The organism is Streptomyces beihaiensis (genome assembly GCF_026274175.1).
GTDB classification, from domain to species: domain Bacteria; phylum Actinomycetota; class Actinomycetes; order Streptomycetales; family Streptomycetaceae; genus Streptomyces; species Streptomyces beihaiensis.
In genome coordinates this window covers 1-15,288 of sequence record NZ_JAPHNL010000307.1, presented here as the reverse complement: position 1 = coordinate 15,288, position 15,288 = coordinate 1, and the positions used below count along the sequence as shown (strand labels likewise).

13 protein-coding genes and 1 pseudogene are annotated in these 15,288 nt (G+C 70.3%); 3 read left to right on the top strand and 11 right to left on the bottom strand.

Features of this window, described 5'->3' with window-relative positions:
- Positions 1–3 precede the first annotated feature (3 nt).
- The 7 genes from OFY01_RS26845 to OFY01_RS26815 are packed head-to-tail and all read right to left on the bottom strand — an operon-like array spanning position 4 to position 7,834.
- Entirely contained in the window at positions 4–2,505 is a 2,502-nt protein-coding gene (locus tag OFY01_RS26845; RefSeq protein ID WP_266604128.1) for an NADH-quinone oxidoreductase subunit G, read from the bottom strand.
- A complete protein-coding gene (gene nuoF / locus OFY01_RS26840) occupies positions 2,502–3,860 on the bottom strand; it encodes an NADH-quinone oxidoreductase subunit NuoF (protein ID WP_266604127.1) in 1,359 nt (452 codons plus the stop codon). Before nuoF ends, OFY01_RS26845 begins: the two co-directional genes overlap by 4 nt.
- Positions 3,860–4,642, bottom strand: a complete 783-nt coding sequence (gene nuoE, locus OFY01_RS26835; RefSeq protein ID WP_266604126.1) for an NADH-quinone oxidoreductase subunit NuoE — start codon at positions 4,640–4,642, stop codon at positions 3,860–3,862. Before nuoE ends, nuoF begins: the two co-directional genes overlap by 1 nt.
- Positions 4,639–5,955: an NADH-quinone oxidoreductase subunit D gene (locus OFY01_RS26830; RefSeq protein WP_266604124.1), complete on the bottom strand. Its 1,317-nt coding sequence runs from the start codon at positions 5,953–5,955 to the stop codon at positions 4,639–4,641. The genes nuoE and OFY01_RS26830 overlap by 4 nt, the downstream gene beginning before the upstream one ends.
- A gap of 55 nt (positions 5,956–6,010) precedes the next feature.
- Complete coding sequence (locus OFY01_RS26825) at positions 6,011–6,889, bottom strand: NADH-quinone oxidoreductase subunit C (RefSeq protein WP_266604122.1); 879 nt, start codon at positions 6,887–6,889, stop codon at positions 6,011–6,013.
- Positions 6,886–7,440, bottom strand: coding sequence for a NuoB/complex I 20 kDa subunit family protein (locus OFY01_RS26820; RefSeq protein ID WP_266604120.1), 555 nt, complete (start codon positions 7,438–7,440; stop codon positions 6,886–6,888). The genes OFY01_RS26825 and OFY01_RS26820 overlap by 4 nt, the downstream gene beginning before the upstream one ends.
- A gap of 34 nt (positions 7,441–7,474) precedes the next feature.
- Positions 7,475–7,834 (bottom strand): NADH-quinone oxidoreductase subunit A, encoded by a 360-nt coding sequence (locus OFY01_RS26815; protein WP_266604118.1) that lies wholly within the window; start codon positions 7,832–7,834, stop codon positions 7,475–7,477.
- 697 nt (positions 7,835–8,531) lie between these two features.
- Between OFY01_RS26815 and OFY01_RS26810 the strand changes: the two genes are divergently transcribed.
- Positions 8,532–9,344: a C40 family peptidase gene (locus OFY01_RS26810; RefSeq protein ID WP_266604116.1), complete on the top strand. Its 813-nt coding sequence runs from the start codon at positions 8,532–8,534 to the stop codon at positions 9,342–9,344.
- Between the two features lie 134 nt (positions 9,345–9,478).
- Here OFY01_RS26810 and OFY01_RS26805 read toward each other — a convergent pair whose 3' ends face one another.
- The gene (locus tag OFY01_RS26805; protein ID WP_266604114.1) at positions 9,479–11,209 is read right to left on the bottom strand and encodes a hypothetical protein; all 1,731 of its coding nucleotides are present in this window, start codon (positions 11,207–11,209) and stop codon (positions 9,479–9,481) included.
- Positions 11,210–11,667: 458 nt separating this feature from the next.
- A complete protein-coding gene (locus tag OFY01_RS26800) occupies positions 11,668–12,969 on the bottom strand; it encodes a geranylgeranyl reductase family protein (protein ID WP_266604112.1) in 1,302 nt (433 codons plus the stop codon).
- A 98-nt stretch (positions 12,970–13,067) separates the two neighbouring features.
- Between OFY01_RS26800 and OFY01_RS26795 the strand changes: the two genes are divergently transcribed.
- Positions 13,068–13,589, top strand: a complete 522-nt coding sequence (locus OFY01_RS26795) for a GNAT family N-acetyltransferase (protein ID WP_266604110.1) — start codon at positions 13,068–13,070, stop codon at positions 13,587–13,589.
- 199 nt (positions 13,590–13,788) lie between these two features.
- The gene (locus OFY01_RS26790) at positions 13,789–14,088 is read left to right on the top strand and encodes a PASTA domain-containing protein (RefSeq protein ID WP_407700427.1); all 300 of its coding nucleotides are present in this window, start codon (positions 13,789–13,791) and stop codon (positions 14,086–14,088) included.
- 60 nt (positions 14,089–14,148) lie between these two features.
- On the opposite strand, the gene OFY01_RS26785 is transcribed toward OFY01_RS26790, so the two are convergent.
- Together OFY01_RS26785 and OFY01_RS26780 are read right to left on the bottom strand one after the other, a co-directional pair.
- Positions 14,149–14,838 (bottom strand): demethylmenaquinone methyltransferase, encoded by a 690-nt coding sequence (locus tag OFY01_RS26785; RefSeq protein WP_266604108.1) that lies wholly within the window; start codon positions 14,836–14,838, stop codon positions 14,149–14,151.
- 231 nt (positions 14,839–15,069) lie between these two features.
- Positions 15,070–15,288 (bottom strand): annotated as a pseudogene (locus OFY01_RS26780) (hypothetical protein); the annotation flags it as partial.

The window sequence follows — 15,288 nt, the reverse complement described above, 5'->3', positions numbered from 1 at the left end:
ACATCATGACTGCACCTCCGCGGCCTCGGCGGCGACGGCCGGGCCGATCTTCACCAGGTCACCGGGGACGGCTCCGCTGTCCGAGGCGACGCCGCCTCCGGCCGAGTTCAGCGGAAGCCACACGACGCGGTCGGGCATCCGGGTCACCTGGAGCGGCAGCCGGACCGTTCCGGCCGGGCCCGTGACCGCGAGGACGTCGCCGTCCTTCACGCCCGCCTCCGCGGCCGTCGCCTCCGACACGCGCGCGCGGGCGGCGTGCCGGGTGCCGGCGAGCGCGTCGTCGCCCTCCTGGAGGCGGCCCTGGTCGAGCAGCAGCCGATGCCCGGCGAGCACCGCCTCCCCGGCCGCGGGGCGCACCAACTGCGCCTGAGTCTCGAAGGGGTCGCCCGCGTACGGCCCGTCCCAGCGGCCCAGGCGTTCCATCTCACCGCGCACGGCCCGCAGATCGGGCAGACCGAGGTGGCGGTCCATCGCATCGGCCAGCATCTGCAGCACGCGCGCGTCCGCCGGGTCGAGGCGGCGCGTCATCTGGTCCGGCTTGAGCGCGGAGTCGAACATCCGCACCCGGCCCTCCCAGTTGAGGAACGCGCCCGACTTCTCGGCGACCGCCGCCACCGGCAGCACGACATCGGCGTGCTCCGTGATCTCGCTGGGGCGCTGCTCCAGGCTGACCAGGAAGGCGACCTCGTGGAGGGCTTCACGCGCGCGTGCCGGGTCCGGCAGGTCGGCGACCTCCACCCCGGCGACCAGCAGCGCCCGCAGCTCCCCGGTGGCGGCGGCCTCCACGATCTGGCCCGTGTCGCGCCCGTAGCGGTGCGGCAGTTCGGCCACGCCCCAGGCCGCGGCGACCTCCTCCCGCGCGCGCGGGTCGGTCGCCGGACGCCCTCCGGGAAGCAGCGACGGCACCGCGCCCGCCTCCACGGCGCCGCGCTCACCGGCTCGGCGCGGGATCCACGCCAGCCGGGCGCCGGTCGCCGACCCGGCCCGTACGGCGGCGGTGAGACCACCGGCGACCGCGGCGAGCCGCTCACCGACGACGATCACCGCGCCGTCGCCGCGCAACGCCTCGGCGGCCGCCGTCCCGTCGCCCTCGAGGCCGACGCCTGAGGCCAGCGCGTCCAGCCACTCCGTCTCGGTGCCGGGCGCGGCGGGCAGCAGCGTGCCGCCCGCCTTCTCCAGGCCGGGGGTCGCGTGAGTGGCGATCGAGAAGACCTTCTGGCCGTGCCCCCGCCACGCCTTGCGGAGCCTGAGGAAGACGGCGGGCGCCTCCTCCTCCGACTCGAACCCGACGAGCAGCACCGCCGGCGCCTTCTCGAGCGAGGAGTAGGTGACACCGCTGCCGTCCAGGTCGTGGCCCCGGCCCGCCACACGCGCCGCGAGGAAGTCGGCCTCCTCGCTGCTGTGCACGCGCGCGCGGAAGTCGATGTCGTTGGTGTCGAGCGCCACGCGCGCGAACTTGCTGTACGCGTAGGCGTCCTCGACGGTCAGCCGCCCGCCGGTCAGCACGCCGGCCCTGCCGCGCGCCGCCGAAAGGCCGCGCGCCGCGGTCTCCAGCGCCTCTGGCCAGGACGCGGCCCGCAGCTCACCGGTGTCGGTGTCGCGCACCAGGGGGTGGGTGATCCGGTCGGGGCGCTGGGCGTAGCGGAAGCCGAACCGCCCCTTGTCGCACAGCCACTCCTCGTTGACCTCCGGGTCGTTGCCCGCGAGGCGCCGCATCACCTTGCCGCGCCGGTGATCGGTGCGGGTGGCGCAGCCGCCCGCGCAGTGCTCGCACACCGACGGCGACGACACCAGGTCGAAGGGGCGGGAGCGGAAGCGGTACGCCGCCGAGGTCAGCGCGCCGACCGGGCAGATCTGGATGGTGTTGCCGGAGAAGTACGACTGGAACGGATCACCCTCGCCGATGCCGACCTGCTCCAGCGCGCCACGCTCCAGCAGTTCGATCATCGGGTCGCCCGCGATCTGGTGGGAGAAGCGGGTGCAGCGTGCGCACAGCACGCACCGCTCGCGGTCGAGCAGCACCTGCGTGGAGATGGGTACCGGCTTCTCGTAGGTGCGCTTCTTGCCGTCGAAGCGCGAGTCGGCCTGCCCGTGCGACATGGCCTGGTTCTGCAGCGGGCACTCGCCGCCCTTGTCGCAGACCGGACAGTCCAGCGGGTGGTTGATGAGCAGCAGTTCCATCACGCCGCGCTGGGCCTTCTCGGCGACGGGCGAGCTGAGCTGCGTCTTGACGACCATGCCGTCGGTGCAGGTGATGGTGCAGGAGGCCATCGGCTTGCGCTGGCCCTCCACCTCCACGATGCACTGGCGGCAGGCGCCCGCCGGGTCGAGCAGCGGGTGGTCGCAGAAGCGGGGGATCTCGATGCCGAGCATCTCGGCGGCCCGGATGACCAGGGTTCCCTTGGGGACACTGATCCGGATGCCGTCGATGGTGAGGGAGACCAGATCCTCTGGCGGCACCGCCGCCTCGCCGCCACCGGAGGGAGCGCTCGCGGTCACGGTCATGCGTTCACCTCCGTGTCGTGCTGGTCGGCCCACGCGGTGGAGCGGGCCGGGTCGAAGGGGCAGCCCTTGCCCGTGATGTGCTGCTCGTACTCGTCACGGAAGTACTTGAGCGAGGAGAAGATCGGCTGTGCGGCGCCGTCGCCGAGGGCGCAGAACGACTTGCCGTTGACGTTGTCGGCGATGTCGTTGATCTTGTCGAGGTCGGCCATCGAGCCCTTGCCCGCCTCGATGTCACGCATCAACTGCACGAGCCAGTAGGTCCCTTCGCGGCAGGGCGTGCACTTGCCGCAGGACTCGTGGGCGTAGAACTCGGTCCAGCGGGTGACGGCCCGTACGACGCACGTCGTCTCGTCGAAGCACTGCAGGGCTTTGGTGCCGAGCATCGATCCGGCGGCGCCGACGCCTTCGTAGTCCAGGGGGACGTCGAGGTGTTCGTCGGTGAGCAGCGGGGTGGAGCTGCCGCCGGGGGTCCAGAACTTCAGCCGGTGGCCGGGGCGCATTCCGCCGCTCATGTCGAGGAGCTGGCGCAGCGTGAGGCCGAGCGGTCCCTCGTACTGTCCGGGCCTGGCGACATGCCCGCTGAGCGAATACAGCGTGAAGCCGGGTGACTTCTCGCTGCCCATCGACCGGAACCATTCTTTGCCCCGATTCACGATCGCGGGAACCGACGCGATGGATTCGACGTTGTTCACCACAGTGGGGCACGCGTAGAGGCCCGCGACCGCAGGAAAGGGGGGACGGAGTCGCGGCTGGCCACGGCGGCCCTCGAGCGAGTCCAGCAGCGCGGTCTCCTCGCCGCAGATGTACGCGCCCGCGCCCGCGTGCACGGTGAGTTCGAGGTTCAGACCGCTGCCCAGGATGTTCGTCCCGAGGTAGCCCGCGGCGTACGCCTCTCGCACGGCCTCGTGCAGTCGCCGCAGCACGGGGACCACTTCACCGCGCAGATAGATGAACGCGTGCTCGGAACGGATCGCGTAACAGGCGATCACGATGCCCTCGATGAGGCTGTGCGGGTTCGCGAAGAGGAGCGGGATGTCCTTGCACGTCCCCGGCTCCGATTCGTCGGCGTTGACAACTAGATAGTGAGGCTTGCCGTCTCCCTGCGGGATGAACTGCCACTTCATCCCGGTGGGGAACCCGGCGCCGCCACGCCCGCGAAGCCCTGAGTCCTTCACATAGGCGATGAGGTCGTCCGGCTGCATGGCGAGGGCCTTGCGCAGGCCCTCGTATCCGTCGTGTCTGCGGTACACGTCGAGCGTCCAGGACCTGTCCTCGTCCCAGAAGGCCGACAGGACCGGTGCGAGCAGCTTCTCCGGGCTGGTGTCGTTGTCGCTCACTTCGGCTGCCAAGGTCATCACTCCCCCTCCTCACTGGCCTGGCCGGCTGGTGGCTCCTCCTCGGGGGCCGCGTCCCGCGGATGCACGACGCGGGCCGGGGCCGTCTCTCCCTTGGCCATGCGGAGCCCGGCGAGGGTCGCCTCGCCCGCGCCTCCGCCGGCCTCCACGGCTCCGGGGCGCTCGTCGGGGAAACCGGCCAGGATGCGCGAGGTCTCCTTGAACGTGCACAAGGGGGCGCCGCGGGTGGGTGACACCTGCGCGCCCGCGCGCAGGTCGTCCACGAGCCGCTTGGCCGACTCGGGGGTCTGGTTGTCGAAGAACTCCCAGTTGACCATCACCACGGGCGCGTAGTCGCAGGCCGCGTTGCACTCGATGTGTTCGAGGGTGACCTTGCCGTCGTCCGTGGTGCCGCCGTTGCCGACGCCGAGGTGCTGCTGGAGCGTCTCGAAGATGGCGTCGCCGCCCATGACGGCGCAGAGCGTGTTGGTGCAGACGCCCACCTGGTAGTCGCCGCCGTCCTTCCTGCGGTACATCGAGTAGAAGGTCGCCACGGCGGTGACCTCGGCGGTGGTCAGGCCGAGCGCCTCCGCGCAGAACCGCATGCCGGTGCGGCTGACGTGGCCCTCCTCCGCCTGCACGAGGTGCAGCAGCGGCAACAGGGCCGAGCGGGAGTCCGGGTAGCGGGCGATGACCTCCTTGGCGTCCGCCTCCAGGCGGGCTCGGACGTCGTCCGGGTAGCCGGGCGCGGGCAGCTCGGGCATGCCGAGTTCCACACCCCGCTCCGAGGAACTGGTACTCACCGGTCGACGCCTCCCATCACGGGGTCGATGGACGCGACGGCGACGATGACGTCGGCGACCTGGGCGCCCTCGCACATCGCCGCCATGGCCTGAAGGTTGGTGAAGGACGGTTCGCGGTAATGGACCCGGAAGGGTCGGGTGCCGCCGTCGGAGACGACGTGCACGCCGAGTTCACCCTTGGGTGACTCCACTGCGACGTATGCCTGTCCCGGTGGGACGCGGAAGCCCTCGGTCACCAGCTTGAAGTGGTGGATGAGGGCCTCCATGGAGGTGCCCATGATGTTCTTGATGTGGTCGAGCGAGTTGCCGAGCCCGTCGGGGCCGAGGGCCAGCTGCGCGGGCCAGGCGATCTTCTTGTCGGCGACCATGACCGGCCCGGGGGCGAGCCGGTCCAGGCACTGCTCGACGATGCGCAGCGACTGGCGCATCTCCTCCAGGCGGATGAGGAAGCGCCCGTACGCGTCGCAGGTCTCGGCGGTCGGGACCTCGAAGTCGTACGTCTCGTACCCGCAGTACGGCTGCGCCTTGCGCAGGTCGTGCGGGAGACCGGTGGAGCGCAGTATCGGGCCGGTGACGCCGAGGGCCATGCAGCCCGCGAGGTCGAGGTAGCCGATGTCCTGCATGCGGCCCTTGAAGACAGGGTTCCCGGTGGCGAGCTTGTCGTACTCGGGAAGGTTCTTCTTCATCTTCTTCACGAACTCGCGAACCTGGTCCACCGCGCCCGGCGGCAGATCCAGGGCGAGTCCTCCGGGACGGATGTACGCGTGGTTCATCCGCAGGCCGGTGATCAACTCGTAGATGTCGAGAATCAGTTCACGATCACGGAAGCCGTAGATCATGATGGTGGTCGCGCCGAGCTCCATGCCGCCGGTGGCGATGGCGACCAGGTGCGAGGACAGCCGGTTCAGCTCCATGAGCAGGACGCGGATGACGGTGGCGCGGTCGGGGACCTCGTCCTCGATGCCGAGGAGCTTCTCGACGGCGAGGCAGTAGGCCGTCTCGTTGAAGAACGACGTCAGGTAGTCCATGCGGGTCACGAACGTGGTGCCCTGCGTCCACGTGCGGTATTCGAGGTTCTTCTCGATGCCCGTGTGCAGGTAGCCGATGCCGCAGCGGGCCTCGGTCACCGTCTCGCCGTCGATCTCCAGGATGAGCCGGAGCACGCCGTGCGTGGACGGGTGCTGGGGACCCATGTTGACGACGATGCGCTCGTCGTCGGACTTGGCCGCCGCTCGGGCGACCTCGTCCCAGTCGCCCCCGGTAACCGTGTAGACGGCGCCTTCGGTGGTCTCGCGCGGGGATGCAGACGTCACTGGTGCCTCCCGAAGGGAGTCGTTGAGGGGCGGTGGTCGGGCGACGGGTGGGCGGTCACGAGTACGACCTCCGCTGGTCCGGAGCCGGGATCTGGGCGCCCTTGTACTCGACGGGGATGCCGCCGAGCGGGTAGTCCTTGCGCTGCGGGAAGCCCTGCCAGTCGTCCGGCATCATGATGCGTGTCAGCGCGGGGTGGCCGTCGAAGACGATGCCGAAGAAGTCGTACGTCTCGCGCTCGTGCCAGTCGTTCGTCGGGTAGACGGAGACCAGCGACGGGACGTGCGGGTCCGCGTCGGGCGCGGAGACCTCCAGGCGGATCAGGCGGTTGTGGGTGATCGACCGCAGGTGGTAGACGGCGTGCAGTTCGCGGCCCTTGTCGCCGGGATAGTGGACGCCGCTCACCCCCGTGCACAGTTCGAAGCGCAGGGCCGGGTCGTCGCGCAGGGTGCGGGCGACGCGGACCAGGTGCTCGCGTTCGATGTGGAAGGTGAGTTCGCCGCGGTCGACGACCGTCTTGGTGATGGCGTTCTCGGGGAGCAGGTCCTGTTCCTCCAGGGCGCCCTCGAGTTCGTCGGCCACCTCGTCGAACCATCCGCCGTAGGGGCGTACCGCCTCCCCGGGCAGCCGGATGGAGCGGACCAGGCCGCCGTAGCCGGAGGTGTCGCCGCCGTTGTTGGCGCCGAACATGCCGTGCTGGACGCGAATCTCCTCGCCCTGGTCGCCGCGCTGGCCTGGGAGGTTGGAGGCGCTGAGGTCCTTCTCGGGGTTGACACCGTTCGGCGTCCTGGCGGACGGCGGCTGGTCGGACGCCTTTTCCGAGGGTGTCTTGTCCGGTGCCGCCTTGACGGGTGCCGTTTTGTCCGCAGTGGTCTCCGCGGCCTTGTCCGCAGTGGTCTTCGGCGTCTTGTCGTCGTCGCTGTGCGCGTCGCTCACCGCAGCAGCCCCTTCATCTCGATCGTCGGGAGCGCCTTGAGCGCCGCCTCCTCCGCCTCACGGGCCGCTTCCTCGGCGTTCACGCCGAGCTTGGACGTCTGGATCTTGTGATGGAGCTTGAGGATCGCGTCCATCAGCATCTCGGGCCGGGGCGGGCATCCGGGCAGATAGATGTCGACCGGGATGACGTGGTCGACGCCCTGGACGATCGCGTAGTTGTTGAACATCCCGCCGGAGGACGCGCACACGCCCATGGAGATGACCCACTTGGGATTGGGCATCTGGTCGTAGACCTGGCGCAGGACGGGAGCCATCTTCTGGCTCACCCGGCCGGCCACGATCATCAGGTCCGCCTGGCGGGGCGATCCGCGGAAGACCTCCATGCCGAACCGCGCGAGGTCGTAACGGCCCGCGCCGGTGGTCATCATCTCGATGGCACAGCAGGCGAGCCCGAACGTCGCCGGGAAGACGGACGATTTACGCACCCAGCCCGCGGCCTGCTCGACAGTGGTCAGAAGGAATCCGCTCGGCAGCTTTTCTTCGAGTCCCATTGGTCTGTGGCTCCTGTCGTCCCCTGTGCGGGGCTCAGTCCCATTCCAGGCCGCCGCGCCGCCATACGTACGCGTACGCGACAAAGACGGTGAGCACGAAGAGCAGCATCTCCACGAGCCCGAAAATCCCCAGGGCGTCGAAGCTGACGGCCCAGGGGTAAAGGAAGACGATCTCGATGTCGAAGACGATGAAGAGCATCGCCGTCAGGTAGTACTTGATGGGGAAGCGCCCGCCACCGGTCGGCGTGGGGGTCGGCTCGATGCCGCACTCGTAGGCTTCGAGTTTGGCCCGGTTGTACCGCTTTGGACCGATAAGCGTGGCCATGACCACGGAGAAGATCGCAAAGCCTGCCCCGAGGGCTCCCAGTACGAGGATGGGCGCATACGCGTTCACCGCTCCTCGCTCCTCTCAGTCGGCACTGACTGCTGGCGGTTGCACGGGCCTGCCCTCCCGCCGCCACCGGAGCGACCTCCCGGATACATACGAAGATCGCTTACATGTGAAGCAGGTCACAAGCCCAACTTGCCCCGCATCCTATGCCCGGCACTCTGTGATCTGCGACACGGGGTACGCCAACTACTTTGTGATCTCCACCACCTGACGAAGGATCATGAAGTCGGATGAGCAGTGTTCTTCACACGCGAAGCACCCGAGCGGTCACCAGAAGTGACATCTCGGGGCGTTGGTGCTGGTGACAGCGGTCGCCCCTCTATCAAGAGGACGGCCTCGCAGGCAAATTGGCGCTGGACACTCCTGGCTGATAGTGGACGGCGTTCACACGTCAGAGGGAGAGGTGTGGACAGGAGTGGACTCCGGGGGGTCACCCAGGGGTCGCACGTGACCTGCGTCACGCGGCTTGTAACGAGCCGGAAACCGGGCTTGGCCAACTGTGTCAACGAGTGGTAGGGGTCGGGCAATTCGGGCGTATTGCTGAAACCCCGTGATCACAGCCCTGATGGGGGGTGTCCGTAATGCCCTTTACGGCGTCAATAAGGTTCGACGCGCCCGGGATTCAGGTCTCGGTTTCACAACTGTGGCGCACCACACGTTTCTTGATGGAACCGGTGAAGCCCTGATAGCGGTTGTAGCCATGTCCCACACCGCTCACATACCCAGCCACCGGAAGCCCCGCCGCAGCGCCTCGAAGCTGGCCCTGCGCGCCGGAGTTGCCGGTGGCGTTCTCAGCACCCTGGCAGTGGCCGGTGCTTCCTCACCGGCGTCCGCCGCCGAGCCGGTGACCGAGACCATCGAGCTGCCCACGCTCACGGCCGATCTGGCCACGCAGATCGCCCAGTCCGCGGACGCCACGCAGGAGACCGCGGCCAACTACCAGCTCCAGGCCGAGCGTGACGAGGCCCTCGCCAAGGCCGCCGAGCAGGCCCACAAGGACCAGCTCGCCGCCGAGAAGAAGGCCGAGGCCAAGAAGAAGGCCGCCGAGGCCGCCGCCAAGGCGAAGGCCGAGCGCGAGGCCGCCCAGAGGGCCGCCTCCCGCTCCAGCGAGCGCACGACGCTGTCCGCGGTGTCCTCGAAGGCGGCGCCGGCCGCCAGCGGCTCCGTCGCGACCGTCATCGCGTTCCTCAAGGCTCAGGTCGGCGACGCGTACGTGATGGGCGGCACGGGACCCAACTCCTGGGACTGCTCCGGCCTCGTCCAGGCCGCGTTCAAGCAGGTCGGCGTCGACCTGCCGCGCGTCTCCCAGGACCAGTCGACGGCCGGCACCCAGGTCTCGCTGAGCAACCTCCAGGTCGGCGACATCCTGTACTGGGGCGCCGCGGGCTCCGCGTACCACGTGGGCGTCTACATCGGCAACGGCCAGTACCTGGACGCCGCCAACCCCTCCAAGGGCGTTGTCATCCAGGACCTGTCCGGCTACCCGGCCACGGGCGCGGTCCGCGTTCTCTGAGCCACTCACAGACTCTCCGTACGACGGCGAAGGCCGCCGCGCCCGAGTGGGTGCGGCGGCCTTCGCCGTACGGAATCAGCCTCCCGCCCTACGCCGAGGAGGCGTAGGGCGTCAGAGGCGTAAGGTGTCGGGCGTCAGGCGGCCCGACGGCGCCGCATGACGACCACGAGGGCCGCGCCCAGGCCGAGCGCCGCTGCCGCCGTGCCGCCCACCAGGAGCGTGCCGCCCGCACCGGTCATCGCGAGTCCGCCGCCCGAGCCGGAACCCGTGGAACCGCCGCTGGAGCCCGCCGCACCGCCGGAGCCGGAGGTACCGGACGTACCGGACGCATCAGACGCGCCGGGGGTGGCGGGGTCACCGGACGAGCCGCTCGAACCGGACGTACCGCCGGTGGCGCCGGCCGACGGACTCGGCTTCGGGCCACCGGTGGACGTGCCACCCGTGTTCTGGTCGTCTCCGTTGAGGACGATCCAGGCGGTGTTGTTGGCCTGGTTCGGGTCCTGCGGGTCGTCGTAGGACGGCAGGGCCACCTTGCCCTTGGCGTTCTTCACGACCTTGTCGATGCGCAGTTCGAACGGGAAGCTGACCTTCGCGTCCTCAAGGAACGGGGTGTCGGCCCAGCACAGGTAGCCCTTGACCCCCTTGGAGAGGGTGGTGCGGCGGCAGTCGGCCGGGCTCTTGGTCACCGTGGCGCCCTCGGGGGCCTCCACCGAGAACATGATGGGCTCGCCGCCGGAGCGCTGGGCGCTGATCCAGCCGGGCCCGTCGTTGCGCAGGCCGATGGTGGCCTTCACCGTGTCGCCCGCCTTGCCGTCGGCCGAGGCGCCCGTCAGCGCCAGGTCGTAGGTGCCGTGCGTCGGCAGGTCCATGTCGGCGTACCGCGTGTAGTCGCTCGCGGCGGCGCCGGGCACCTTCGTCAGCGTCAGGGCGGGACCCGTGCCGCGCGTGTAGCCGTCGGCGCCGAGCAGTTCCTTCGCCTTGGCCGGGGTGACCGCGGAGAAGCTGTAGTGAAAGACGTCGTTCAGTGCGAAGTCGGCCGTCTTCACCTTCAGCGGCTGGGACAGGGCGTAGGCCGTCGCCGCCTCGTAGCTGCCGGAGAAGCTGCAGACCGCGTCCGTGCCCTGGAGCAGCAGCGGCCCGTCGGTCGTCCTCTTGTACGCGCAGTTGCCGTAGCTGTCGGGGAAGCTGATGCCGCGCGAGCCGTGGAAGCGCAGCACGGCGCCGTCCGCCGCCATACCGCCCTGGTTGCGGAAGCCGACCGGGGCCGCGTAGGTGTCGCCCGGGGCGAAATCCTTCGGCTCGCTCACCTTGTGATCGCGCAGTTCCGCGCCGCCCACCAGGACGTCGACGGTGAGCGGGGTGAAGGTGAGGCCGTCCCCCTCACCGGTGACCTTGATGGAGCCGGCGTCGCCCACCTTGCTCGTGTCGTCGACGTCGAGTCGGATGCCGCCGAGCTCGTTGTACTCCTCACCGGCGTAGAGTTCGCTGCCCTCGCACACGGCGGTCAGGCCGTCGGCGTGGCACTGGTAGCCCAACTGCTCCATGTCGACCGCGGCGACGCCCTTGAGCCCGGTGGCATCGATCTTGATCTTGAAGTCGCCCTGGTGGAGGACGGGGACCGTGCCGTCGCCGTGCCAGGCTTCGCCGGGGGCTTTGAGGGCCAGGTGGATCTGGGGTTCGGTCGAATCGCCGTTGTCGCCGCTGAGGGACAGGTCGACCTTGTTCTCGCCGGTGATGGCGACGGTCAGTGGTGTGCCGTCGGCGGCAAGGGCGGGGGCGGCGGCGCCGAGCCCCGTGATCAGGGCCGCGGCGCCCGCGAGCCCGAGGGCCGCGCGGGACGTGCGTCGGGGGGTGTGACGTCTCATCAACGCTCTCTCGTCGAATTCGGCGTGCCGTGAGCGGCACGCCTGTTCGACCTCCGACCCCACCCGTACGTTGCCCTCGCCGGCGTCACAGGTGCATTACGGGTCCCGACGTACCCCGACGGGTCCCGCCGCCCGCTGCCGAGGAAACCCCTGGGGCCGCGTACGGCCGCTCAGCCCTCCGGGGACAGCTCGCCCATCGGGCCCCAACCCTCGTTCGGGATGTCGGCGTTGTTGACTTCTCCCCCTCCTGAAGGAGGGGGATTCTCACGGCTCGCGCCGTGATGCTTTCTGCTTCGTCGCCGACTGCCCGCCCGGAGTACTCCGATGAAAATCATGGGTCCAGCGTGCTCCGGGCACCGGACCACGGCCAGCCGACACCCCCCGCCTTTCCGGCACCGCCGGAAGACGTACGCCGCCCAACGCCCCGGCCACCCGATGCCCGTGCCTTCAGGTGTCGGTCATGCCTTCGGGGCCACCTTGCTCAGGCCGTTGATGATGCGGTCCATCGCGTCGCCGCCCGTCGGGTCGGTCAGGTTGGCGAGCATCTTCAGGGTGAACTTCATCAGCATCGGGTGGGTCAGACCGCGCTGCGTCGCGATCTTCATGACCTTCGGGTTGCCGATGAGCTTCACGAAGGCGCGGCCCAGCGTGTAGTAGCCGCCGTAGGTGTCCTTGAGGACCTTCGGGTAGCGGTGGAGCGCGAGTTCACGCTGCGCCGCGGTGGCACGCGCGTGTGCCTGCACGATGACGTCGGCCGCGATCTGGCCGGACTCCATGGCGTAGGCGATGCCCTCGCCGTTGAACGGGTTGACCAGGCCGCCCGCGTCGCCGACCAGGAGCAGGCCCTTGGTGTAGTGCGGCTGGCGGTTGAAGGCCATCGGCAGGGCGGCACCGCGGATCGGCCCTGTCATGTTGTCCGGGGTGTAGCCCCAGTCCTCGGGCATCGAGGCGCACCATGCCTTCAGCACCTCGCGCCAGTCGAGTTCCTTGAAGGAGGCGGACGTGTTGAGCACGCCGAGCCCGACATTGGACGTGCCGTCGCCCATGCCGAAGATCCAGCCGTAGCCGGGAAGCAGCCGGTCCTCGCCCGGACCACGCCGGTCCCACAGTTCGAGCCACGACTCCAGGTAGTCGTCGTCGTGGCGCGGCGAGGTGAAGTACGTACGGACGGCGACGCCCATCGGGCGGTCCTCGCGCCGGTGCAGGCCCATGGCGAGGGAGAGCCGGGTCGAGTTGCCGTCGGCGGCGACGACGAGCGGCGCGTGGAAGGTGACCTCGCGCTTGTCGCCGGTGTCGCCGAGCTTGGCGTGGACGCCGGTGATGCGGCCGGTGCGGTCGTCGACGATCGGGGCGCCGACGTTGCACCGCTCGTACAGGCGGGCGCCCGCCTTCTGCGCCTGCCGCGCGAGCTGCTCGTCGAAGTCGTCGCGCTTGCGAACGAGTCCGTAGTTCGGGTACGCGGCGAGGTCGGGCCAGTCGAGCTGGAGACGGACGCCGCCGCCGATGATGCGCAGCCCCTTGTTGCGCAGCCAGCCCGCCTCCTCGGAGATGTCGATGCCCATCGAGACGAGCTGCTTGGTGGCGCGCGGGGTCAGCCCGTCGCCGCAGACCTTTTCACGCGGGAACGCGGTCTTCTCCAGCAGCAGGACATCCAGGCCGGCTTTCGCGAGGTAGTAGGCGGTCGTCGAACCGGCCGGTCCGGCACCGACGACGATCACGTCTGCCGTGTTCTCGGAGAGGGGCTTGGACTGTTCGGTCACGGCGGGTTCTCCCCAAGGTTCGAAAACGGGTGTGCCGCGCGGCACGGACATGGGCAGTCTATTCAGCGGTAGTGACCGTCCAGCCGAAGGGCCAGCCCATGACCGTAGACACCGGTGTCGTCGTTCCGCCCACCGTGGAACTGCGTGTGCCCACCCACGAGGACGCCTTCGCCTGGCACCGCGTGTTCGACGACCCGGAGGTCATGGAGTTCCACGGAGGCGCGTCGGCCGAGCTTTCGGTGTACGAGGAGCTGACGGCGCGGCAGCGGCGGCACGACGCCCAGCACGGCTTCTGCCTCTGGACGATGACGCACGCGGCGACCGGGGAGGTCATCGGCTTCACCGGCGCCCAGCCGTGGGAGCAGGCATGGGGCCCGACCGGCGAGATAGAGATCGGCTGGCGGCTCGGCCGCGCGCACTGGGGACACGGGTACGCGACGGCCGCGGCGCGGACCACCCTGGAGCGGGTACGGGCGGCGGGCGTCGGCAGCGTCGTGGCGATGGTCGACGCGCGCAACGCCCGCTCGATCGCGGTCACCCGCCGCCTGGGCATGGAGCTGGCGGAGACGTTCACGACACCGACCGGCCGGCGCGGCCACTGTTTCCGACTGGAGCTGTAGTCCCGTCCGGGGCGCCGCGGCACTGCTTCCGGCGACGGCACCGGCGGCGTTACCCTGCCTGTACCTCCTGGGGGTGACATCCGTGCCGAAGACGCCCGAGACACCCGAGCCGCCCGAGCCCTCCGAGACACCCGAGCCCTCCGAGACACCTGGGCCGCGCGAGACGCCGGAAGTGCTGGTGCCGAAGCTGGTCGGCCTGATGGCGGTCGACGCGCGGTGCACGGCGGACGAGCACGGTGTGCGGCTCGCGGCGGGCGACCGCGCGGACCTCGGTGAGGCGACGGTCGACTATGTGGTGCGCCAGTACCCGCCCCCCGGCGCGGAGGTGCCGCGGAACGCGGTCGTGACGGTCTGGTTCGACCTGGGCGAGGGTGAGGGCGGAGGCGGCGGCGCGGGTGTGCGCGTGCCGCGCGCGCCGGGTCCTCTCGGTGGCGGCATGCGCCGGGAGCTGGACGAGCCGGCGCCCGTGGCCACGTCCTGCGTCAGCCCTCTGCGGTGACGCGGGGCGGCGGCGCCGCGGCACGCCGGTGCACGCGCGCCCCGCGCCGCTGGGCGCGGCTCACTTCACGCCGCGGTGCAACGCCACGATGCCGCCCGTCAGGTTCCGCCAGGCCACCTTGCGCCAGCCCGCGCCCTTCAGCCTGGCGGCGAGTTCGGGCTGCGTGGGCCAGGCGCGGATCGACTCGGCGAGATAGACGTACGCGTCCGGGTTCGAGGACACCTTGCGTGCCACCGGGGGCAGCGCGCGCATCAGGTACTCGGTGTAGACGGTCCGCAGCGGCGCCCAGGTCGGGTGGCTGAACTCGCAGATCACGACACGTCCGCCCGGCTTGGTGACGCGGTACAGCTCGCGCAGGGCGCGGTCGGTGTCCTGGATGTTGCGCAGGCCGAAGGAGATCGTGACCGCGTCGAACGTGTCGTCCTTGAAGGGGAGCTTCATGCCGTCGCCGGCGGTGAACGGCATCCACGGGTGGCGCTGCTTGCCGACGCGGAGCATGCCGAGGGAGAAGTCGCACGGCACGACGTAGGCGCCGGCCTGGGCGAACGGCTGGGACGACGTGGCCGTGCCGGCGGCCAGGTCGAGGATCTTCTGGGCGGGGCGCGCGTCGACCGCCGCGGCGACCGCCTTGCGCCACAGGCGGGTCTGGCCCAGGGAGAGCACGTCGTTGGTGAGGTCGTACTTCTCCGCGACGTCGTCGAACATCGAGGCGACTTCGTGCGGCTGCTTGTCCAAGGAGGCTCGGGTCACCTGGCCATTGTGGCAGGGTGCCCCGCGCCCCGGGACAGCCGCCCGGGCGCCGTGGGCGCGTCGCCGGGTGGGCGAGTGCGCGTGCGTCGTGGTGGCTCGCGCCACGCGGCGGATCCGCCTGTCGACGCGGCCCGGCGCCCCTGAAAGGCGGGCAGCGACGAGCCGCGTGCCTCCGGGTGCGCGGCGAACCGCGCGACCAGCCGCACCACGCCCCCGCAGACGCTCCCCCGGTCAACGCCCCCGGTACACCAGCCGCCCACCGATGACCGTCGCCACGCACGTGGACGCCCCGCGCCGCACCAGTTCCGCCCGGTCCGCCACGTCGAAGACCGCGAACCTCGCCGGTGCGCCGACAGCGAGGGGCGGCAGCAGAACCAGCGGCACCGGCGACAGGGACACCGGCCCCGGCAGGCGGTCCGGGCGGGCGGCGAAGGCCAGGCCGCAGCGGCG